The sequence below is a fragment of the Hymenobacter psoromatis genome (assembly GCF_020012125.1).
GTDB classification, from domain to species: domain Bacteria; phylum Bacteroidota; class Bacteroidia; order Cytophagales; family Hymenobacteraceae; genus Hymenobacter; species Hymenobacter psoromatis.
In genome coordinates, this window is the sequence record NZ_JAIFAG010000004.1 from 18,654 (window position 1) to 38,735 (window position 20,082).

Here is a 20,082-nt window from a genome sequence, read left to right on the forward strand (position 1 = left end):
AATCTGTACAGGTTCAGGATAAGTTATGATAACCTTTACTTATGACACCAGTCTAGTAATAGCCCTGATTGAAAGCTTGATACAACTGTTACACCTCCCTTTCGGCTAAGAACTGCCACAGGTGGTGCAAGACCGCAGCGGCTTCCTCCTCCTGCGGAACATGGCCGCAAGTAGGCAATTCGACGACCGTCGCGTGGCGAAAAGCTTGGGCAAATCGCCGCAAATACGTAGGCCCACAGAACTTGTCACGCATCCCCCACAGCAGCAACACCGGGCGGTCCCGCAACTGGGGGAGCTGCTGCCCAAGCGCGCCGAACCAGGGTTGCTCGTGGAGCAGGGCCTGCGCGAAGCCCACCATCCCGTTCCGCTCTTTTGCTCGTCTGAACGGCGCGATGTACTGCCGCCGCACGGCGGGGGACAGCGGACGGGCTCCAAACGAGGCCGGCAGTAAAAAGCGGGGCGAGAAGTTCAGCCACCGGTACAGCCACGGCAAGAGTGGGCTGGCCAGCACCGGGCGCAGCTTGGCAAAGGCCGGTTCTGCCGATGTATCCCACAGCCAGGAGTTGAGAATAACTAAGCGGCGTACGTTATCGGCGTGCTGCACGGCGTAGGCCAGCCCAATCGGCCCGCCGAAATCATGCACAATAAGCGTCAGCGCCCGCAAGTCTAGGTGCGCAATCAGGTGTTCGAGGTTGCGGGCGTGCTGTTGCGGCCGGTAGTCGTAGTGTTCGGGCTTGTCGGAGAGCCCAAAGCCCACGTGGTCCACGGCCACGCAGCGAAAGGCCCTAGAGAGTCCTTGGATTTGCCGCCGAAAGTCAAACGAACATGAGGGGGTGCCGTGCACAAACAGCAGCACCGGGCCTTGCCTCTCGTCGACGTAGTGCAGATGGGACCCGTCCAATAGCAACAGATAATGCGGGGCGAAGGGATACGCTTGGGTATCCAGCCAGGGGAAGTCAGCAGCGGGCATCAGGCAGCGGGGTTAGGGGAATGCTGCCGCAAAAGTGAAGGGGAATGCTTTGCCCAAAGTTGGTCTATACCAACCTTTACCATGCCCCGGCGTTGTAAAGCTTGCTGAAATTGGTGGGGCTGATGTGCAGGTAGCTCGCCAGGTATTTGTGGGGCACGAGTTGGAGTAAGTGCGGGCTGCGCTGAGCGAAGACCCGCAGCCGTTCGGCAATGGGTAGGGTACGGAGCTCCAAATGGCGGGTGATGGTGCCGGCCAACAGGTGTTCCGTCATTTTGCGAAAGGCCCGCTCCAGGGCTTGGTGCTCGTCCAGCAAGGCCATTACCTCAGCGTAGGGAACGGCGAGGAAGCGGCTGTCGGTGAGCGCCTGCAAGTGATAGGCCTTCTTATAGCAGCGAGAGGGTAAAATTACTGTAAGCTATTTCGAGCCAGGACCAGAAAGCCGTAACTTATTGACCCTGTAGGTTTTGCAACCTATTTAACCAATTAGTCCGGCAAAAAGGGTTCAGAAAAACAGTCCAAAAAGGGACAGCCAGTTGAGTTATTGAACCTGACTTTTTGGACTGTGCAAAATTGACATCTTCTTAAAAACCAAGTACATGTTATATCTGATATGTTCTTAACGTAAGTTTGAGGTGGTCCAGTTACGCTGGACAGTTTAGGGCACTAAATTGAAGAAGCTGTTGGTGAGTGTGATACGGCATCTGGTAGTCGATGCTGGAGTGTAGGCGTTCGTGATTGTAGTAGTCAAAATACTCGGCAACGCTGGCTTGGGCGTCGGCCAAGTCGGCAAAAACGGGTCGCTCGCGGACTTCGAGCACTTCGGTTTTGAGGCGCGACCAGAGGCTTTCGGCCTGGGCATTATCGTAGCAGTCGCCCCGGCGGCTCTGCGAGCGCAGCGCCTCGTGGTTGTGGAGCAGCTGTCGGTAGGCGTTGCCACAGTACTGCCCGCCCCGGTCGGAGTGGACTACGAGGTCCGGCGTGGGCGGCTGCGCCCAGAAAGCCCGTTGTAAGGCGCTAGTCACCAACTCTTCAGGCATGGTGGCCATTACCTGCCAGCCGACTACCTGCTTGCTGGCCATGTCTTGAAAAGCGCACAGGTAGGCCCAGTCGCCGTTAGCCAGCGGTAGATGGGTAATATCGCTGACCCAGACCCGGTTAGCCTGGGTAGGCTTGGGCTGGTCGAGCAGCCGGTTCGGCGCGCAGCGCAGCCCGTGGGTCGAGTCGGTGGTGCGCGGGGTAAAAGCCTTGGGTTGCAGCGCGTGCAGACCTCGGCGGCGCATGGCTGTGCGGAGCCGCTGCCGACCGACGCGGTAGCCCTGGCGGCGCAGTTCGGCGCGGAGCCGACGCGTACCATAGCAGCGTTTATGGACCCCAAATACCTTGACTAGTGCGGTTTCCCAAGCTGGCTCTGGCTTAGCTACTGCTTGCTGTTGAAGCTGTTGCCAAGCATAGTAGCCGCTGGCAGGTACCTGCACCAACTCGCAGAGCAGGCGCACGGGGTAGTGGTCCCGCTGCGCCTCGATAAAGCGGTAACGACTCATTGGTCCGGTGTCTGTGAGAAGATGGCAATGGCTTTTTTTAAAATATCTAGCTCCTGGGCCTGCCGCCGATTAGCCGCGCGTAGTTGGCGCAACTCGGCGGCCGTGGCGGGGTCAAGTTCTGCGCCTCGGGCGGCCGCCACGGGGGTAAGCGCTTCTTTCTGCCACTTATAAATTCGTTTGGGGTCGATGTTGAGGGCGCGCGCCGCGGCCTGGGTCGAGCGGCTTTCACTAGCCAGGCGTAATGCTTCGGCCCGGAAGGCGGCATCATAGCGCCGGCGTTTGGCAGGTGGAGGGCTGTCTTTCATGACATTCGAAAGTTAAGACCCTATTCTGTCCAGATTTACCCGACCACCTCAGTTTAACCCCTTTCTACTATAAGAAGGCCTGATAGCGGGAAGGCGCTTGCAGACAAAAGGATTCGGGAATGCCACTCAGCGAGGGCGGATAGGTAAAGGCGATCACGTGCGGGGTGCCCTCGTAATCCAAGTAAGACATTTGGACCCCCGCTTCCACCAGGAGCAAGTCGCGCTGTACCTGGCCTTCCCGCGTAATCAACTCCCCCCGAGCAACCACTTTCTCACGCCCGGCTCGCACTAATTTCGCCATCACCTCGCGCGAGACCGGGCTAACCGCATTGAAGAAGGCAAAGTAGTCAATAGGCATGCGATGGGAAGGAGCCGGCACGGGAGCAGAGCAGCGGTGGCCGAGGACGAGTAAGCACACCAAGCGGTTGGCTAACTAGACAAAACTACGGTTCCTATTTCAGTATACCAGTTGTTATCCTAATGCTCTCCCGTGACTTTTCTGCCGACCGTCCCGTTGAGTTTCGGGCTGCGCTGCACGCCGCCGCTGGGCCGTGAGGAGGCGAAGATGTGCCAACTGCTCGACGCCTTGCGGCATATTAAACGCCTGCCCGCCATCTCGCCGCTAAAGGATTTGCTGCACCGGCGCAAACCTGATTACCATTACTACAGCAGCACTGGGGCTGCGGTAGGGTTTTGTTAAAAGACACTAAACCAAGGCTTACAGAGCATATAATCTGTTCAACTCTCACCTTAGCAGGTACTAGTACCTGCTAAGGTACGAAACAAATGTGGACTTGTTGTGATAAAAACTCTTCTTTATTGCGTTCAGGCTTGACTTATTCAGAAATAGCCTGTAACTTTGCCTGAGTGCCTAAGGTACTAGTATCTTAGGCACAGCGAACGGTTTTCAAAATGGCCAATAAGACGCGCTTTCAAATTGCGAAGAAGGATATCATCGCCTTTTTCAGCCAGCGGGAACAGCGAGTATACCGAGAACGGGAGTTAGAGCAACTGCTCGCCCAGCAACGAGAGGGCTGGCGCTTAGCTGCGGGCACTCGAGTGCGGGATTTTCTCGACCTGATGCTGGATTCCACGCAATTGCGGACGGTAACAATCCAGGCCGGTAGTCAGCCCAGAACCTATTACACTTGGGGCGAAGTGACCGCCTTCGAGTTGGGCAGTCACCTGGTACCTCGCGCCTACCTCTCGCACTATACCGCGCTTTATCTACACGGACTAACCGAACAGATTCCCAAGCAGATTTTTGTTAATCAGGAGCAGAGTGCCCGGCAGCCGGTTTCGCTACCTATCCTAACCCAGGCCGAGTTGACGGAGGCTTACGCCCGTCCCGCGAAGCTTACGTCCCCCAGCGCGTACCACGGGGACTATGCTTTTGTGCAGTTGCATGGCAAATTCACGGGGCAACTCGGCGTGGTAACGCAGGACCACTTCGCGGCGGGCCGGGTAGCCCTAACCGGGCTGGAGCGGACGCTACTGGACGTGACGGTGCGGCCCGAATATGCCGGGGGCATCTACCAAGTACAGGAGGCCTATCGACTGGCCGCGGGCCGCGTTTCCATTAACCGCCTACTCGGGCTACTTACCAAGCTCAACTACCGGTACCCGTATCACCAAGCGGTGGGACTCTACCTGGAGCGGGCAGGGACCTACAAAGCCTCGCAGCTGCAGCTTGTGCGCAAGTTTCAGCCCGCAACCCTGGACTTCTACCTGGCGCACGAACTAGTCAATCCGGCTTACGATGCCCAGTGGCAGATATATTATCCGGCGCATTTTTAAGCAGTAGCTGCCGGGCCGTCCGTCGACGGCTTCAGGAGGTGGCTGAAGTGCGTAACGACGTAGTCGAAGTACGCGTCAAAGCCTAGTAGCTGGGTGACGGCCGTCACGTTTGCTTCCACTGACTTATAGTCGGCGCGGTGCAACTCCCGATAATCGGCGATGGTAGCCAGGTAGACCTCCGGGACGCGCTTGGCTCCGAACACCTGCCGCAGTACCTCAAGGGCGGCGTCACTGGTTGAGTCGATGGTAAATTCGTGGGTGAGCGTATAGATGTCGTAGAAATCCCGCGCCCGCCCTGATGATTTATGCCCGCCCACAATCTCACTGTAAGGGGGCATCTGCTGGCAGATGGCTCGGAGCTTCTCAAAGACGACGAGCTGGGGCGGGTATACGTAGTACGTGTACCCGTTGAGGGTTTTCTCTACCTTCAGCTCACAGTATTCGAATGGGCTAATGTCGACCGTGAACTTGCGGTTCTGCTGCTCGTCAAACGTGAGCGAGTTGCGCCGCAGGGCAGCCAAGTCGCCGGCATGGTGGCGAACCTGTGCGGCCGGGGTCAGCTTGAACTCCAGCAGGTAGCCGCCCCAGAATGACTTGAGGTGCTCGGCGAGCTTGCTGGGCCGCTGCTGCCAACGTACGTCGAAAGCGTGCAGGCCCTCCTCGGCAAACACCGTCACCAGAGACCTTTCAATAGTGGCGAACGTTGCCTCCAGGTCCTCAAAATCGTCGGCCATGGAAAAATCGAGGTCGGCCGAGCCCCGGTTACCCACCTCGTAGGCAATGCTGATAGCATTGCCGCCTTTGAGCACGAGCGTTTCCATGAGTTCATCGTCGGCCACCAGGGCGATGATGACTAAACGCTTAATTTTATCGAGGAGCGATAATTCCATGCCTTAAAAGTACGCATTGCAGGGGTTAGCCCCGAAATGGCAGGGCCGAGCATGCGGGTCCGTAAACTCGGCCGTCGGGAAACCGAGTTCAGCTGGCTTGCCAAGAACCGATAGCTACCAATCGGACACTAGCCAGTCGCTCGCTTTAAAACAAAACTTAGGTACCATAACTCTTACTTATCGGACCTAAGTTTTATCTACCTTTGATGGACACTTGCCACCCGCAAATTCTGCAATTGCCCCAAAGTAGATGGCTCCAATGGGAAAAAAGAACCTGCCGGCTGTGACCGGCGACTTGCCAGCGTTAGCTCTAGCCAACGACCTGGCCGGCCAGGTCGCGCCGAACGTCGGACGCTACCTGACCCTTGGCCTCGAAGGCGCGGAGAACACCCGCCTGGCGTACTCGGCCGACTTGCGGAGCTACGAGGCTTTTTGTGCCGAACATGAGTTCACGCCCTGGCCGGCCGCGGTGGCCACGCTCGCCAGCTACGTCGCCCACTTGGCCGACATCCCGCGCAAGCTGGCCACCATCAACCGGCACCTGGCCGCCATCGAGAAAAACCACCAGCTGCTCGGGTTACCCTCGGCCATCAGTGCGCCGGCGCTGGATGTGCTACGCAAGGGCGTGGCGCGCGTGGTGGGCAAAAAGCAGAAGCAGGCCCCGGCTTTTTCGGTGGCCCATCTAAAAAAATGCATTGCCGAGCTTGACTTGAATAGGCCCGAGGGTGTACGCGCGCGCGCACTCCTATTAATAGGCTTCACCGGGGCCTTCCGTCGCTCCGAGTTAGTTGGTCTGAATCTGGAGCATATCGAGCTAACTGATGCTGCCCTCATTCTGAGCCTGCCCAAAAGCAAGACTAACCAAGCCGGAGAATTGGAGCAAAAAGCGGTTTTTTACGCTTCTAATCCCCTTTTCTGCCCCATCCGCGCCTATAAGGCGTGGGTAGAATTGCTGGGCGGGCGCACTGAAGGGCCGGTATTCGTGTCACTGGCGCGGGGCAAGACCGGCGAAGCTGGCACGCCCTCGCGGCGGCGGCTGTCGGACCGGCGCGTGAACCTGCTCGTGAAAGAGCACTTAGGGGCGAAGTATTCGGCCCACTCATTGCGGGCTTCCTTTATTACCACGGCCAAGCTCAACGGCCAGTCCAACGAATTCATCAAAAACCAGACGAAGCAGAAAACCGACGCCATGATTAGCCGCTACTCCCGGCTTGATGATATCATTGCGTATAATGCGGCCCACTCGCTAGGTTTATAACTTAACGCATCTATCATATAAGGTATGGGACGCGTTGAAAATCAAAATACTGAGTTGATAGACCAAGTCGAGCGTAAAGAGCACTACGAGTTGATGATTCGTTGTGGCCTCTTTCAAAGTCATGCTAGTGAAGTTGACGAATGATGTAATATCTTCAACCGCTTAATTGGAGGTCTAGCGACAATAGCTAAAAACAGATACGACCAGTTTTGCTTTTGGCTCTTTTTGAATTGCAAATGCCCCAGTCAACTCCCAATGCATCCGGCCCGTCACAAACTGCTAATGCAGAGCTAGCTGCTCAAATAGTGGTCGCGCTTCGGAATTCCGAATTTATCAAGGCTTCCGACGAGAGTGTGGCGGTTACACTGCTTACCATGGGGAATCCCAAGCTAGGGGATTGGCGGCGGCTGCTCGAAAAAAACTTGCCTGCTATTTCTACCACTATCAACACCGACCATGCCGCAGCGCATCACGCAGCTTAAGCTGCTAAATTTTCGGGGTGCTACGCAGCCAGTAACGGTGAAGTTTACGCCTGAGAAGGGAGGACTGAAAACCAATATCGTCGTTATTTTTGGCGAGAACGGCACTGGTAAATCAACGATTGTAGATGCGCTGGATATCATCGGCAACGCCTCGTTTGGGTCGCTTATCCGGCCTGGCATTCTAACTCCGCAGAAACATGTGGCCTCACTCACCCAAGATGCTCAGTCAGTTGAGGTTGAGTTGACTACTAAGGTGGGGCACACTTGCAGAGCTAGGCTGAGCGGCAAAACGATAGTTATCACCCCAGGGAGTGATGATGCCCTTATGCCTGAGATTAGGGTTCTGCGGCGGCGTGATTTGCTACAACTAATTGATACAACTGCGGCCAAACGCTACGAAGCCATTCAGGAATTCATTGCCGTAGCTGGCGTGGATAGCGCCGAAGCAGCCTTACGGGTCGACTGTAACGCGGTAGAAAAGGAGTTCGGAATTGCTGAGGCTGCTAGAGCTAAAGTAGAAGAACTACTACGAGCTCTTTGGGCTCAAGAAAAGCAACTCGGTGAGCCAGATAGTGACCCTCTGACTTGGGCCATGTTTCGAGCGGCGGAGGATGTTGTTGAACTACAAACCCAGCTTGATTTACTAACTAAGGGGAATACAGCTATAGAGTATACGCTGAACGCTGTTGCACAGTGGAAGAATGCTCAGACCAAGTTTAATCTGGAAAAAGACGAATTGGATACGGCCAATGCTGAACTATTGGGCTTGAGCCAAGATGCTGATGACCGAAGCACTGACCTTATAAATCTACTAAATTCTGCTGAGCGCTATTTGGCTTTGCCCGCCGAGCCAAGCAACTGCCCATTATGCGCTAATGGCGTACAGGCTGATGAACTTCGCCAGCGTATCCAGTCGCAACTTGCACAGTTGCAGACCTCTCGCCTACTACTACAGAAAGTAGAGGCTGCTAAGATTCGCTTTAAAACTGCTGATGACGAGAATACTCGCTGTAATAAGGAAATAGTACGTATAATCCAAGCTGTAAGTGCCCGCTTTACGGCTCATGAACCAGTTGCGGTGAAGGCATTAAATATCAACTGGAAAGTACGAGGAGCGGAGTTGGTAGTAGATAATGATGCTACCAGCGCGCAAGTCAGCAAGCTTAGTGAGCAACTAGCGGCAGTAAGTGACGCAGTGCAAGCGGAGCGCGATAGCCTACGAACGCGGCTTGCTGTTTATACTAGTATTCAAACGAATGCCAAGTCATTAAGCAAGAGTACTGCGGAAGTAGCCAATTTAAGTGCCATTCTCAACCGGTTACGCAACGCCTGGACCCTAGTCGTAAATAAGCGCCGTGATTTTGTGCAAAATATTCTGGATGAAATCATTGAAGAAGTAAATTCCTTATATCAAGTTATTCATCCTGGCGAAAAAATAGGTCTGCATCGCCTCGAAGTGGATGATGCTAAACGTGCTTCGCTCGAACAACAGGCTACATTTGAAGACAAGAATGGGGTCGTACCACAAGCTTATTTTAGCGAGTCGCACCTCGATACATTTGGCTTTTGTCTCTGGCTTGCTTTAGCTAAGCGTAACAACCCGAAGAACCAGGTACTGGTACTCGACGACGTTTTTACTTCGGTGGACGCGCAGCACTTTTGTCGAATATCGGACCTGCTTGCTGCAGAAGCAGTTAATTTTCAGCAGGTCATCATTGCTACGCACAACCGACTCTGGCACGACTATTACAAAAACAGCGGCGCAAGTGTCCACCTTCTGAAGCTTGAGTACTGGACGTTAACTCGTGGTTTACGACCTCACGAAGACCAAATACTAGCGGCTGAATTGGTGGCGGCTTTAGAAGCCGATATCTTTGACCGGCAAGCGGTGGCTTCTAAAGCTGGCGTACTGCTAGAAAATGTGCTTGACAATTTGGCGGCGTACTACGAGTGCAGTTTAAAATATCGCCCAGGCCGTGGCCACACCCTAGGCGACTTGCTACGCACTACCAAAACGCTATTTCGAGACGCTAGGGTTCGACGGGTGCGGCGCGATGCTCAAGGCCTACCTGTGGCACCGCACCTTGAAGAAAACTGGGTGGAAATTGCGTTGAAGCGGTACCACGAAAAGCTCGATGCGATGAAACTCATTCGCAATGAGGTAGGTGCACACTTCAACTCATTGGGCAATGATTGGTCAGATAACGATGTGCGCGAGTTCGGGCAAGCGGCATATGACCTGGCTGAGGCGCTCGCCTGCCAGCAGTGCGGACATATTCCGAAGAATTTACGCACCGACCACCGAGGATGTATCTGCGATGCAAAACACCAGACCAAGCTTTATCCACTTAGTCTTAATTGATAGTATTGCTGCTAATGTTTCAGCTAGGCAGCTTATTTACTCCTCTACCAACGGCGATATCTGCTACGTACCAGCTTGTAGTCCCATGTTCACCAGCAATAGCCATCACAGCTGGTAATCCTTTTGTTTGGCTCTCACGTTGCAGAGTAGCAAACAGTCTCTTATCATCTTCACTAGGTAGTACGCTGTAACCGTCCGGGTGTGAGTGCCATTCTCCTACGTACAATACCTGCCGGCCTGTGCATTCGCTGATACGGGCAAGTTCTTCTGGTACCCCCTCCACGCCACGGGTATAAGCGATGGGGGATTCCTGACTATCTGCCGGCGAGAGAATAAGGTCTACGATGTACACCCGGCGGTGCTGTGTATCGAAAACGCCAATTAATACCCCACCGGTTTCATTGGGTAGACGCACCTGACGCTGCTCGCGTATTTCCCGCAATAGTTGGTGCGGTACAGCTAAAGTCCAGCTACCCACCGTCACTTCCGCATAAGTAGACACCTCAATTTCATCAGCCACTACAGTCAAATCAGGCTGTGCCCGCCAGATTTTGATGCGAGCACCCGGTTCAGCCACCGATGTGCGGACGGCCCGGGCTCCGATGGCCGCTTGTAGGGCGGCTTGGTCCTGTGGCAGCTGCACGGAAACATCACGACAGGCGTGCGAATACCGAATGGGTTGACCAGCGGTGAGCAGGTGCTGCTGTAATTGGGGTTGGCGTAGCAAAGCCCGGTAGTATTCCATCTCCAGCTGGTCGAGGCGCAGCGAGCGGTCTTCTGGTTCCGTCAGCAGCACCAAGTCAGTTCCAGATGGATTCAGGAACAGCGATAAGCGGCGGGCTGGGCTTTCAATATCCAGCGCCAGGTGCCGAGCCACTGCCACTGAGGCTGACATATCCAGTATGACCTCTGCCGCGCTGTATGCCGTCATTACCTGGGCGGAGGTCGAGTGTAATACGTTGGCCGCAATGGCCAGCAAGTCCGTTTTCTCGTAGGTATTCTTCAACATCGATACCATCGCGTGCGCCTTGCCCAAGCCTACCAAACTGCTCGGCAAATAGTGCCGTGCCGCATTGTGGGGCAGATACTGGTCTTCATCGAGCCATACCCAATTGCCCTGCCCGGCACGCACCAGGTTATTGACTACCTGCGACCCTAAGCTACCCGCGCCCACTGCTACGAAGCGCGTAGTGGTAGACAGCAAGCCATTGTAAGCAGCAGCCAGGTCGCGCGTGAGCGCCCGCACTGGACTGAGCAATTCTAGCCTACTATGCTGCCCGATGCACACAGGGTCGATAGGGTAAAGGTCGGCTAAGAGGTTTTCGTGCATGGCCCAAATTCCGAGTTCTGTGCCAAGCTCAGCCAGCATGCCGACTGAAGCGAAGGCCCATACTTCCACTGTCTCAATAGCCTCCGTTGCCGTGCGCAACTTCGGGAGCCGAACAATAATCAGTAATTGAAGGCTGCGATTAAAGCCTGGAGCATCTTTCAAGTCACTCAAGTACCGGCGTAGCGTGTTCGTAAAATCCACATCGCTACCAGACAAATAAGCTTGGAGTTCAGCTATTGTACGTGGCTGTTCCCGAATCAAACCGTGCACCTGCGGCGAAGCCGTATACACAAAACTGGTGAACTTTGCCTGCTGGCCCTCGGGTGCTGATGCTGCAGATGCATACGAAGCAACCAAGGTCGTTTTGCCAAGCACTGTGCTGACGAAACGCACGTGCAGAGGTTCTTGCATAATTGCGGCATCAGGCGCAAAAACAACAGTTGGCAATACCAGCCGCTCCGGTGGAGCGTAAAAGGCTTGCTCCAGCGCCTGGTCGGCAGCATGTAACTCTCCACGAGCCGTTTGAGTCAACCAGCGCTGTAGCTGCCGTATCAGTGCAGCAGCCGTCCAGGTTGGCTTTAGGTCTGCATAGGCAATCTGGTACAGACACAAGCTACGCGGCATCCCTTCGCGGCCAAAGTGTAGGTGTGGTACCAGTGGAAAATCCTCGCGTAGCGCCCATACCAGCTGATGTTCTATATCAGCCGGGTTGAAGCCAATTGCGATGCGTTCGACATTTTGCACCTCGTGCACCGGATACTGCGGCACTTCCGGCTCGACATCCACGACCACGAACTCGTACTCTTCAACGCGCAGACAATCTACCAGCCGGATATAGGGCAAGCCCTGACTTTGCAGGGCTTGCACCAATTCAATGGCTTTTGGTATTGCCAGAGAGCCAGCCTCAACTGGCTCTCCCGACAGTGGATAGTATCCCATTTCAAGCAATTCCATCTTTTCAGCCGTTAGTTGCTCCGGCCAGCCCGAGGCGCAGGAATGCTACCGCCCGCCACGCTGGCGGCCGCAGCCAGCTTACCGATGCTGGCCCCAAGCTGGTCAATCTTGATGACGATGGGCTCGGGGTACAGGACGCTCGTGTGCTCCATCGTGACCAGGAACTCCCCTCGGAGCCGCTCAGCCTGGGCCTTGTAGTAGGCTGCAGCCTGGCGGTGTGGGGGCTGCTTGTCATCGTCGTTGATGGGAATAGGCTTGCTGGTCGAGATGAGGCGGCCCCGGCTCTGTCCGTATGTCTCGAACAGCTTTTTCACTTCGGCGTCGGGCACCGTTATTTCACCACCCTTCTCACTGCTGAGCGACAGGTAGCTGCAATGGTGGGCAATTTTGAAGATGTCCCATTCCAGCCGTTCCGTGCGGCCGTAGTACTCGGTTACCTCCACGATGGACTTAATTACCGGCCAGTCGATGTCCGAAAAGAAGTGCATCCGGGTTTTCCGGGTTCCTTCCATAAAGGTCGCTTGAAAGGTCAGCGCGTCGCTATTGCGGTCCATCGCGGCCAAGCCACCGCCTGCCGTGCGGCTGGCAAACGGGGAGTGCACGAAGAATTCCACACCATGCGTGACCAAATCGAATCCGGGAATCAGCGTACCAGCATCCGTAATGAGGTGCTGCCGGTCGGCTACGGTAAGGCCTTGGGTGGCTAGCCAGTCGGTGAGTTGGCCGGGGCCAGAGAATACGCGGATACCCTCGCCCTTTTTCAGCCGGTAACGGGCTTCCTGACGCAGAATACGGGTTTCGTCCTCGCAGCCATCCTCCACGAGAACGGCCGCCGGCACCCACAACTCTTTGATTTTCACCCGGTCTCCGCCCTGGTATTTGGCTGCGTGCAGCAGCTCAAAGAATTCCGAGGCGCCACACGTGTGGTCATTATCGAGGTGGGTAAATGCGACCACATCGTAGTAGTCACGTTTCGCGTTTTTCAGGTCGGCGCGCAACTGCACCGGCAAGTCGATGCGCTTGTCCTTCGGGTCGGTAGCGCACCGCATATTGGCGTAGTCAATCAGCAACTTTTCGCCGTTCGCGAGGTCAATCCGCGAGGTGTCGGCATTACCTAAGTTAAAAATGGTGATTTGGTGCATGCTTTTAAGCAGTTAAGTTATTGAAACCATTCGCCAGCGACTCCGCTGCCTTCCAGTTTCAGCCAAGCAATGGTTGGTAAAAAGTTAGGCCTTCCCCTCCAGCCGATGTCCGGCTACAGCCAAAAGGGAGAGGCTTTCTCCATTGCTAAGGCAAAGCAAATTGTGAACTGTGCAACCTTATTGCACAGTAAAAATTGACCCAATATATTTTTGCTATGATGTCAATTTTAAATCATAAAACACTGATTATCAATAAAATAAATTAACTAGCAAAAATCGTCAAACAGCTTTTTAGTCTCCTTCGGCAGTGGAATGCGCAAGCTGATTGCACACTAAGCAGTGAGCAGCTTGCGGCTACGCTGCCGCCTACTCTCGTTAACTAATTTGAAAAGGCCGTTCTTCGCAGCGTGAAGTTTCTCACTGGCCGATGTGGGCTGTGAACAGGCTTAACCCTTGGATTTCGATGCCGGTCGGTAAAAATGCTTACAAGCGTTACCTCATTATTGATAAGTGCCTACAACGGCGCAACCTCATCTGGACCATCAAGGACCTGCTGAAAGCAGTAGATGATGAGTACCGCGAAACCACAGCCAAAGGGAAAGGCGTGTGCGAGCGCACGCTCAAGGGAGATTTGCACGACATGAAACTGCCGATGCACCATGCTGCCCCCATTGAGTACACCCGCAAGAAAGGCTACCATTACACGGAGCCGGGCTACTCTATTCGCAAAACCCCGCTTACCAGCGCAGACCTGATGATTCTTCACCAGAGCCTGCATACGTTGAAAGCTTTGCGTGGCCTAGGCCTGGCGGATGACCTGGATGAGTTGGTTCAGCGTCTGGAACAGCATCTGCCCAGTGATGGAACCGTAACCAACCCAATTCTTCAACTAGAAGCAGCGCCGGATTATACTGGCACTGAGCACTTGAAACCTCTGTATAAAGCTATTCGGGAGCAGACGCCGCAGGTGATGCAGTATCAATCTTACCGTGCAGCACAGGCCAGCCCAGTGAAAGTCCACCCCTATCTGCTCAAGACGTACAACGGGCGCTGGTATCTGATAGCCAGCAATGAAGCGAAAGGCGCTCATCTTCAAAACTACGCGCTTGACCGCATCAAAGGACTGGATGACAGCCCTTTGAAATTTCGTCCGACTGATGTCGATTTTAGCACCTATTTCGATTCTATCATCGGGGTAACGATGCCGGAGAAAAATCCGCACTCCGAGACTATTCGCTTGCACATTGCGGCTGGGCGAGCTCTCTACGTACTTACCAAAGCGCTGCACCCAAGCCAGGTAACCATAAGTGACACTGCGGATGGCTTGGTAATCGAGCTACGCTTAATTATCAATCAGGAGTTCAAGACGCGCCTGTTTAGTTTCGGACCTGATTTACAAGTGCTAGCGCCCAAATCCTTGCGCGACTCTATGCACGAGAAGCTCAAAAAGGCCGTCTCCCGCTACAAATAATTGCCTGATATTCAAACCATTCAGCTACTTCCAGTTTTTGACCATTACGCGATACTGTTCGAGCAGTTTACTCACATCGCTGCTTGCTGGCGTGGTAAAGCCAGTTACTTTATTGCGAATTTTGTACGAAGTTGGCTGGGTATAAGCGCTAAGGTTCTGGGCTGGGTGGCCTTGGTCGCTCAGCAGCTCTAATAAAGAGTTTTCACATTCCTGTTGAAACAATCGACTAGCCTGCATTTCGGCCAACAGGTTAGGTAAACGGTCAACGGGTAGCCCAAGTACTTCCAAATAGCGTACTGCGAACTCAGCAAGACTTTCGTCGGATTGGTGCGCTAAATCATCCTCCGACTTTGTCAGTAAGGCTTTCGTTTGTTGGTAAGACTGTTGCACCGTGGGCTTGAACGGGGCGATACCGGTTTGTTTTTCCAGTTGAGCCAATTGTTCCAGCAATTCTTCGGGCGGTTGCGTCAGCAATGCCTGCCGATATACGGCTCGGCACAGCGCATCAAGCTCATACACAAGGCCAAGTGCTTGGTGTGCTGCCTTGGGTAGCTGGTGCTTGACGAAAATACCGTGAGCATTTGCACACCTACTAGTTACTTGGCTGAAGGTATCGCGCTCTTGAGGTGTAAGCGAAAGCTGCTCATTTGCTGTAAGTAGCAGCTGCGTGTGTTGAATATCCAGGAAGAGAGTAGCATCCAGGCGAACGGCATAGGCCAGCAGCACCTCGTCCTTATGGTTGTAGGCATAGGTAGCTGCGGCTTTACTTCGGTCAGTAATAGCCGTAATTATCTCAGCGGTGGCCCGAGCACGGTCTAGTTGTACGCTGTGCGCCAGCGGGGCTCCTAGCTCCGCCCGAATTTTGGCATAAGTCGCATCGCGGGAGAAGGTTGTCGAGAGTAGGATGCAGAGGTTTTCACAATTATAAACTGTAAGCAAATGCTTTTCACGCAACTCAATTGGGGCATCGTCTATCTCCCGAAACAGGTCCTTAATAGAAGTGAGCATCGGCCCGGCATTTTCTACATACCAGGAATTAACTAGACTCAGGTAGATAATATTTAGGCTGAAAGTGAGGGTGTTAATAGAGGAAGTCGTTCGCTGTTTGAGGCTGGCTAACTCGTCAAGCACGGTGCTACGGGAAGCCTCACCTTTAGCCAGCGCCAAGGCAATGCGAGAAAATGCCAGCAAGTCCTGCTCCGCCTCGTCGTATTCTTCGGCGGCGCATTTGCGCAGGAAGTACTCTGCTTCAATCAGTACCCCAGTGTGTGTATTTGCCAGGGCAGCTAGAAACAGTAACCGCTTGGATGCGCCAATGGTACGCGGCGGTAGCCGGTTTAACATATCCAGCAGCATCCGGTAATCGCCGAGGTTGAACAACAGGCCACCGTAAATTTCGAGCCAGGCGGCCAGTTGGTCGGGGTCATTAGGATTAGGCAGAGGGGTGGATTTGTCGCTGACTTCGGGGGCGAAGCTGGTCAGGCCATACTGACCACCGTATTGCCGCACTAGTCGATGATGCTGCTGGTAAGTATGGCTGACCTGATTATGCAGTGAGCGCAGTGCCTCTTCGTCTAGTATTTGCTTGGTCAGATGCAGAGTAACCTGCTTCTGCTCGCGCCATTCGCGAGTCGCCTCCCTGCCTTCTAACCGATAAACCAGTGCCTCCACGTAATCGAAGTAACAAACTTGCTCGGCAGCATCGTAGAGGACGATGATACCGGAAGCCGGCGAACGACGACAGAGGTAGCCAAGGCGTGAGGTATCAAACGGTAACGTCACAAACTGTTGGCCGTCCTGTTCCACAAACCTGACACTAGCCGCGCTCTTGATTTGCACCGCAAATTTGCGGGAAGTAGCACCCGACTCATCTACTAGCTCCACATCTAAATCCACCCCATAATCGGGTGTTTCGGTGCGGCTGATAAAGCCATTTTCCAACGACAGCAACGACATTACAGCCCGCACAGATTTTTCACTTTGCAAGGCATTCTTATCAACTAGTGGTTGCTTTGCGAAGCTCATAAGCGTGGGGATAAGGGTAAGTTCATCAGCTTGATAGCGCAGCGAACTACGCGGCATACTTATTCTCCTCCTCCACAAAGCGCACCAGCGACATTAGCTCCAGCGTATCGAGCAGGGGCTGCACCTTCTTGGCGCTGCTGCCCCGGAAGCGGGCTGCTACCTGTGCCGCGCCCAGCGGCGCGGTGGCTTGCTGCACCACGGCTCGCACAGCCTGCATTTGCTGGGCCAGAGCGGTGGGCCAGGGCTGCGGGCCGGTTTCAGTAGCAGTGCTGGCAGCGGCGGCGGCTTCCTGGGGTAGTGCCAGGGCCGACTGCTGCTGGCCGGGAGCTTGGTAAGCAGGGCGCAGGTAGCGAATGGTACCGGCAGCTTCTTCCTGCTGGCGCTGGTGGTTGAGTTGCACCAGACGGGTGAGGATATCGGCCTCAAGTAGGTCAGCCGGCCAACCATAAGCTTCGGCTACGACCGCGTCGAGTTGCTGGTGCAGGCTGAGCACTACGGCGGCCAAGCCCTGCTCGTGGGTGGTTTGCTCCTTGACTGTGAGCGGCTGGCCGACGCGCAGCTTCTCCACCACGTTGTAGAGGTCGGTGAGCGTGAGGCTGGGATGCTGGACCTGCTGACGCTTGCGGTGCGCGTCAAATTGTTCGGCTATTTCGCGGATGCGAGCTTTTTGAGCCTCAGTGGCAGCAGGAAATGGGAAAGGCTCGAAGCATCGGGACTTGTTATATACAGGAGTGTCACCTACCCCCAAACGTCCACCAGCGGCTAGTGCCCATATTGCATGTGACTGACTACTCAGTATACCTAATAAATAAGCATCATCAGTGGCAATGACTATTGCTTTACCCTCTGATACCCAGTCACCAGGAACAAATTGAAACAAGCGGTGCTTGGCTGTTTCGACAGTAACGATATACCTTGGCAAACCTTCAATTGCTCGCCGCATACTAGGCTGATTCTCGCCAAAAAGCCACCATTTTTCTTGTCTTGTTTCTCTAGGGTTATGGTCTCGAGCGGGTTTAACGTGAAGCCATAGCCACTGATAAGCATCAGGATATTTGCTTACCATTTCCTCTAATGTTAATCCAAACGCATCTATTACTGACCGTCGGCGAGGAGTTTTAGTTAAATCCTGTCCACTGACAAAAGGCTTCACAAGTGGCTGACTTGAGGTAGCTGATAAGCTAGCCGCTTCTGTTTGGTCTAACTCAAAGCCTTTTCCATAGAACTTAACACCTACAAAGGAGACGTTTTGGTTTGCCTGCAATACAAATGCTGTGGTTACATCTGCGCCTAATGACAAATCAGAATTGATAAGACCCTCTGATTCAACGATTACTACTTCAATTGCATCATCCTCTACTGGTATTTCGCTCACGACTGTTGCGTGAATGCCATTGTGAATACCACGTTGTGCTACCGTCATTGCAATGCGTACCGCAGCTCCATCGCTAGTATCTACCCATGGATGATTTGGGATTACAAAACTTAATGAGATAGGGTCTTGAGAGTTATTGAGGTAGGCCTCCATTACCCTGCGATTATATATTTGACTTATAGAGTTTGTTGTGATAAACCCTATTCTATCGACGTTGCTCGCTAAGAGTTGTTGGCCTGCTTTATACCACCAATACATTACGAAATCGGCAGAATCAGGCACTTCTGCACTGTAAGCGTCGCGTAACGCCTCAACATACCCGTCTCCTAAATCCTCTCTCATCTTTAGTTTGCCTATGAATGGAGGATTACCAATAATGAAGTCAGCTTTTGGCCAAGTTGATTGTTGCGGATTAGGATAGTCATACACAGGAACTTGAGCTGTTTCGTCGGGTACTTCACGACCAGAGATAGGATGCACCTTCTTTGTGCGACCATCCCAACGCATTAAAACTTTTCCATTTATATCCAGCCGTGCTACTGGATTATCATACTTTAAAACAGCATCTTGTTGCTGAATATTCTGATAATCATCGAGCAGCGGCTCGCGCAGTTGGGTGAGCCCATAGGTACGCAAGTGCCACTGCAAGTAGCCGATACGCAGCACCACGTCGGCAATAGCCGCAGCGCGGGGGTTCAGCTCTAGGCCCAGCAACTGGCGTGGACCTACAGTGGTGCCATCGCCCAACTCCAAGCGGCCAGAGCTGCCCAACTGGCCTAGGGCCGTGAGCACCTCCCCTTCCAGCCGTTTGAGGTGTTCGAGCGTCACATAGAGGAAGTTGCCCGAGCCGCAGGCCGGGTCCAGAATCCGCACTGACGTGAGGCGGCGCAGGAAGCGGTGTAGCTCGGTGCGGGCCTCTTCTACGGCTTTTTTGCCTTTGCCTTCTTCGAGGCGCTGAGCACTGGCGGCCTGGGCGGCGGCCCACTCGCGGCGCAGCGGCTCTATCACGGCCGGCAATACTAAGCGCTCTACATAACGGCGCGGGGTGTAGTGCGCGCCCAAGCTGTGGCGCTCTTGCGGGTCGAGGGCACGTTCAAGCAGGGTGCCGAAGATGGCGGGCTCCACCAGCGTCCAGTCGGCGGCAGCGGCCTCTTGCAGCAGTTTTATCTGGTCGGCATTCAGGGGCAGTGCCGTCGCATCGTGAAATAGCTTGCCATTGAACTGCCGCACATCGGTTCGCAGCGCTGCGGCGAAGCCCCCGGTGTCCATGGCAGTCCATAGGCTTTGCAAGGCTTTTGGCAGATTGGCTCGCAGTTCAGGCGTATCGGCATACTCGGCCAGCAGCTTGGAAAAGGACTTCTTGGGAATTAGCTCCACGTCCTCGGCAAACATGGTGAAGAGGCAGCGCATCAGGAATTGGGCCACTACATCGGGCTTGTGGCCTGCTTTCTCTAACTGGGTGCTGAGCCCGGCTAGGTAGCCCGCCAACTGGCGTGTTACCTGGGCCGCCAGGCGGGCGGGGTCGAGCTGCTGCGGGTCGGTGAAGAGCAGCCGGAGCCGCTCGCGCACGGCGGGGTCGGCTAGCGCCAGCAACGGCACCCGGAACTGTTGCGAGTCAGGAAACGGCACGTAGCTGTCGCCCACGCCCGCAAAATTGCTGTAGAGGTCGACGGAATAGCCCACATCAACTACGACCACAAAGGGTGGGCGGGGCTCGCTGGCCGGTAGGGCGCGCACGTAGCGCAGGGCCTGCTCGCGGGCCGCTTCCACCATCTGGCCCCATTTGGCGGTGCCGCGCACGGCGTGGCCCTTGCGGCGCTTGCCAGCGGCTTGGCCCAGCTCGGCTTTGGCGGCTAGTGCCTGCTGGTCGGGCGTATCGGTACCCTGTTTGGTTTCGAGCACGAAGCAGCCGCGCTTGTATAGGTCGATGCGGCCGGTGCTGCGCTTTCCTACGCCGTCGTCGAACGTCACGCCGCGCTCGAACACGTAGGCATCCTGGGCGGGGTCGTCGGTGGTAGGGTCAGGCCGGGGCACGCCCAGCAGGTCGCAAAGGTCTTGCAGGAAGAGGCCGTAGTTGGCGTGCTCGGCACCGCCGGAAGCTTGCCAGCGGGCGAGGAAATCGGGGTAGGTCACAAAAATTCGGAGTAATGCCAGCAATCTAGCCACTAAAACTAGTACCG

Annotated in this window: 16 protein-coding genes; 6 read left to right on the forward strand and 10 right to left on the reverse strand. The window is 54.6% G+C overall.

What is annotated here, in order from left to right; translation table 11 throughout:
* Positions 1 to 88 precede the first annotated feature (88 nt).
* The 5 genes from LC531_RS22240 to LC531_RS22260 form a co-directional block, all read right to left on the reverse strand.
* Positions 89 to 970: an alpha/beta fold hydrolase gene (locus LC531_RS22240; RefSeq protein ID WP_223654469.1), complete on the reverse strand. Its 882-nt coding sequence runs from the start codon at positions 968 to 970 to the stop codon at positions 89 to 91.
* Between the two features lie 76 nt (positions 971 to 1,046).
* A complete protein-coding gene (locus LC531_RS22245; RefSeq protein WP_223654471.1) occupies positions 1,047 to 1,340 on the reverse strand; it encodes a Crp/Fnr family transcriptional regulator in 294 nt (97 codons plus the stop codon).
* Positions 1,341 to 1,611: 271 nt separating this feature from the next.
* Positions 1,612 to 2,511 (reverse strand): IS3 family transposase, encoded by a 900-nt coding sequence (locus LC531_RS22250; RefSeq protein WP_223654473.1) that lies wholly within the window; start codon positions 2,509 to 2,511, stop codon positions 1,612 to 1,614.
* Positions 2,508 to 2,816, reverse strand: a complete 309-nt coding sequence (locus tag LC531_RS22255) for a transposase (protein WP_223654475.1) — start codon at positions 2,814 to 2,816, stop codon at positions 2,508 to 2,510. The genes LC531_RS22250 and LC531_RS22255 overlap by 4 nt, the downstream gene beginning before the upstream one ends.
* A 67-nt stretch (positions 2,817 to 2,883) precedes the next feature.
* A complete protein-coding gene (locus tag LC531_RS22260; protein WP_223654476.1) occupies positions 2,884 to 3,174 on the reverse strand; it encodes a cyclic nucleotide-binding domain-containing protein in 291 nt (96 codons plus the stop codon).
* A gap of 132 nt (positions 3,175 to 3,306) precedes the next feature.
* Here LC531_RS22260 and LC531_RS22265 point away from each other — a divergent pair, with 132 nt between their 5' ends.
* Both LC531_RS22265 and LC531_RS22270 read left to right on the forward strand, forming a co-directional pair.
* Complete coding sequence (locus tag LC531_RS22265; RefSeq protein WP_223654477.1) at positions 3,307 to 3,516, forward strand: hypothetical protein; 210 nt, start codon at positions 3,307 to 3,309, stop codon at positions 3,514 to 3,516.
* Positions 3,517 to 3,896: 380 nt separating this feature from the next.
* The gene (locus LC531_RS22270; RefSeq protein WP_223654478.1) at positions 3,897 to 4,613 is read left to right on the forward strand and encodes a type IV toxin-antitoxin system AbiEi family antitoxin domain-containing protein; all 717 of its coding nucleotides are present in this window, start codon (positions 3,897 to 3,899) and stop codon (positions 4,611 to 4,613) included.
* Here the strand turns inward: LC531_RS22270 and LC531_RS22275 are convergent.
* Positions 4,610 to 5,503, reverse strand: coding sequence for a nucleotidyl transferase AbiEii/AbiGii toxin family protein (locus LC531_RS22275; protein ID WP_223654479.1), 894 nt, complete (start codon positions 5,501 to 5,503; stop codon positions 4,610 to 4,612). The genes LC531_RS22270 and LC531_RS22275 overlap by 4 nt on opposite strands.
* Before the next feature lie 250 nt (positions 5,504 to 5,753).
* Between LC531_RS22275 and LC531_RS22280 the strand changes: the two genes are divergently transcribed.
* The 3 genes from LC531_RS22280 to LC531_RS22290 all read left to right on the forward strand — a co-directional run bounded on the left by LC531_RS22280 (position 5,754) and on the right by LC531_RS22290 (position 9,605).
* A complete protein-coding gene (locus LC531_RS22280; protein ID WP_223654480.1) occupies positions 5,754 to 6,761 on the forward strand; it encodes a site-specific integrase in 1,008 nt (335 codons plus the stop codon).
* A gap of 215 nt (positions 6,762 to 6,976) precedes the next feature.
* Complete coding sequence (locus LC531_RS22285; RefSeq protein WP_223654481.1) at positions 6,977 to 7,243, forward strand: hypothetical protein; 267 nt, start codon at positions 6,977 to 6,979, stop codon at positions 7,241 to 7,243.
* Positions 7,218 to 9,605: an AAA family ATPase gene (locus LC531_RS22290; protein WP_223654483.1), complete on the forward strand. Its 2,388-nt coding sequence runs from the start codon at positions 7,218 to 7,220 to the stop codon at positions 9,603 to 9,605. Before LC531_RS22285 ends, LC531_RS22290 begins: the two co-directional genes overlap by 26 nt.
* A 19-nt stretch (positions 9,606 to 9,624) precedes the next feature.
* Here the strand turns inward: LC531_RS22290 and LC531_RS22295 are convergent, their stop codons facing one another.
* Both LC531_RS22295 and LC531_RS22300 read right to left on the reverse strand, forming a co-directional pair.
* Positions 9,625 to 11,889 carry a Mov34/MPN/PAD-1 family protein gene (locus tag LC531_RS22295; RefSeq protein ID WP_223654484.1) on the reverse strand — a complete coding sequence of 755 codons (2,265 nt, stop codon included), beginning with the start codon at positions 11,887 to 11,889 and terminating at the stop codon, positions 9,625 to 9,627.
* An 11-nt stretch (positions 11,890 to 11,900) separates the two neighbouring features.
* Entirely contained in the window at positions 11,901 to 13,031 is a 1,131-nt protein-coding gene (locus LC531_RS22300) for a ComEC/Rec2 family competence protein (protein WP_223654485.1), read from the reverse strand.
* Positions 13,032 to 13,458: 427 nt separating this feature from the next.
* On the opposite strand from LC531_RS22300, the gene LC531_RS22305 reads away from it, so the two are divergent.
* Complete coding sequence (locus LC531_RS22305; protein WP_223654486.1) at positions 13,459 to 14,502, forward strand: helix-turn-helix transcriptional regulator; 1,044 nt, start codon at positions 13,459 to 13,461, stop codon at positions 14,500 to 14,502.
* A 24-nt stretch (positions 14,503 to 14,526) separates the two neighbouring features.
* On the opposite strand, the gene LC531_RS22310 is transcribed toward LC531_RS22305, so the two are convergent.
* Together LC531_RS22310 and LC531_RS22315 are read right to left on the reverse strand one after the other, a co-directional pair.
* Entirely contained in the window at positions 14,527 to 16,527 is a 2,001-nt protein-coding gene (locus LC531_RS22310) for a DUF4365 domain-containing protein (protein WP_223654487.1), read from the reverse strand.
* A 46-nt stretch (positions 16,528 to 16,573) separates the two neighbouring features.
* Positions 16,574 to 20,035: a class I SAM-dependent DNA methyltransferase gene (locus LC531_RS22315; RefSeq protein WP_223654488.1), complete on the reverse strand. Its 3,462-nt coding sequence runs from the start codon at positions 20,033 to 20,035 to the stop codon at positions 16,574 to 16,576.
* Between the last annotated feature and the right edge of the window lie 47 nt (positions 20,036 to 20,082).

Coding starts and splice junctions, on each gene's coding strand:
- LC531_RS22240 (WP_223654469.1), bottom strand. CDS start 970: ATGCCCGCTGCTGACTTCCCCTGGCTGGATACCCAAGCGTATCCCTTC.
- LC531_RS22250 (WP_223654473.1), bottom strand. CDS start 2,511: ATGAGTCGTTACCGCTTTATCGAGGCGCAGCGGGACCACTACCCCGTG.
- LC531_RS22255 (WP_223654475.1), bottom strand. CDS start 2,816: ATGAAAGACAGCCCTCCACCTGCCAAACGCCGGCGCTATGATGCCGCC.
- LC531_RS22260 (WP_223654476.1), bottom strand. CDS start 3,174: ATGCCTATTGACTACTTTGCCTTCTTCAATGCGGTTAGCCCGGTCTCG.
- LC531_RS22270 (WP_223654478.1), top strand. CDS start 3,897: ATGCTGGATTCCACGCAATTGCGGACGGTAACAATCCAGGCCGGTAGT.
- LC531_RS22275 (WP_223654479.1), bottom strand. CDS start 5,503: ATGGAATTATCGCTCCTCGATAAAATTAAGCGTTTAGTCATCATCGCC.
- LC531_RS22280 (WP_223654480.1), top strand. CDS start 5,754: ATGGCTCCAATGGGAAAAAAGAACCTGCCGGCTGTGACCGGCGACTTG.
- LC531_RS22290 (WP_223654483.1), top strand. CDS start 7,218: ATGCCGCAGCGCATCACGCAGCTTAAGCTGCTAAATTTTCGGGGTGCT.
- LC531_RS22295 (WP_223654484.1), bottom strand. CDS start 11,889: ATGGAATTGCTTGAAATGGGATACTATCCACTGTCGGGAGAGCCAGTT.
- LC531_RS22300 (WP_223654485.1), bottom strand. CDS start 13,031: ATGCACCAAATCACCATTTTTAACTTAGGTAATGCCGACACCTCGCGG.
- LC531_RS22305 (WP_223654486.1), top strand. CDS start 13,459: ATGTGGGCTGTGAACAGGCTTAACCCTTGGATTTCGATGCCGGTCGGT.
- LC531_RS22310 (WP_223654487.1), bottom strand. CDS start 16,527: ATGAGCTTCGCAAAGCAACCACTAGTTGATAAGAATGCCTTGCAAAGT.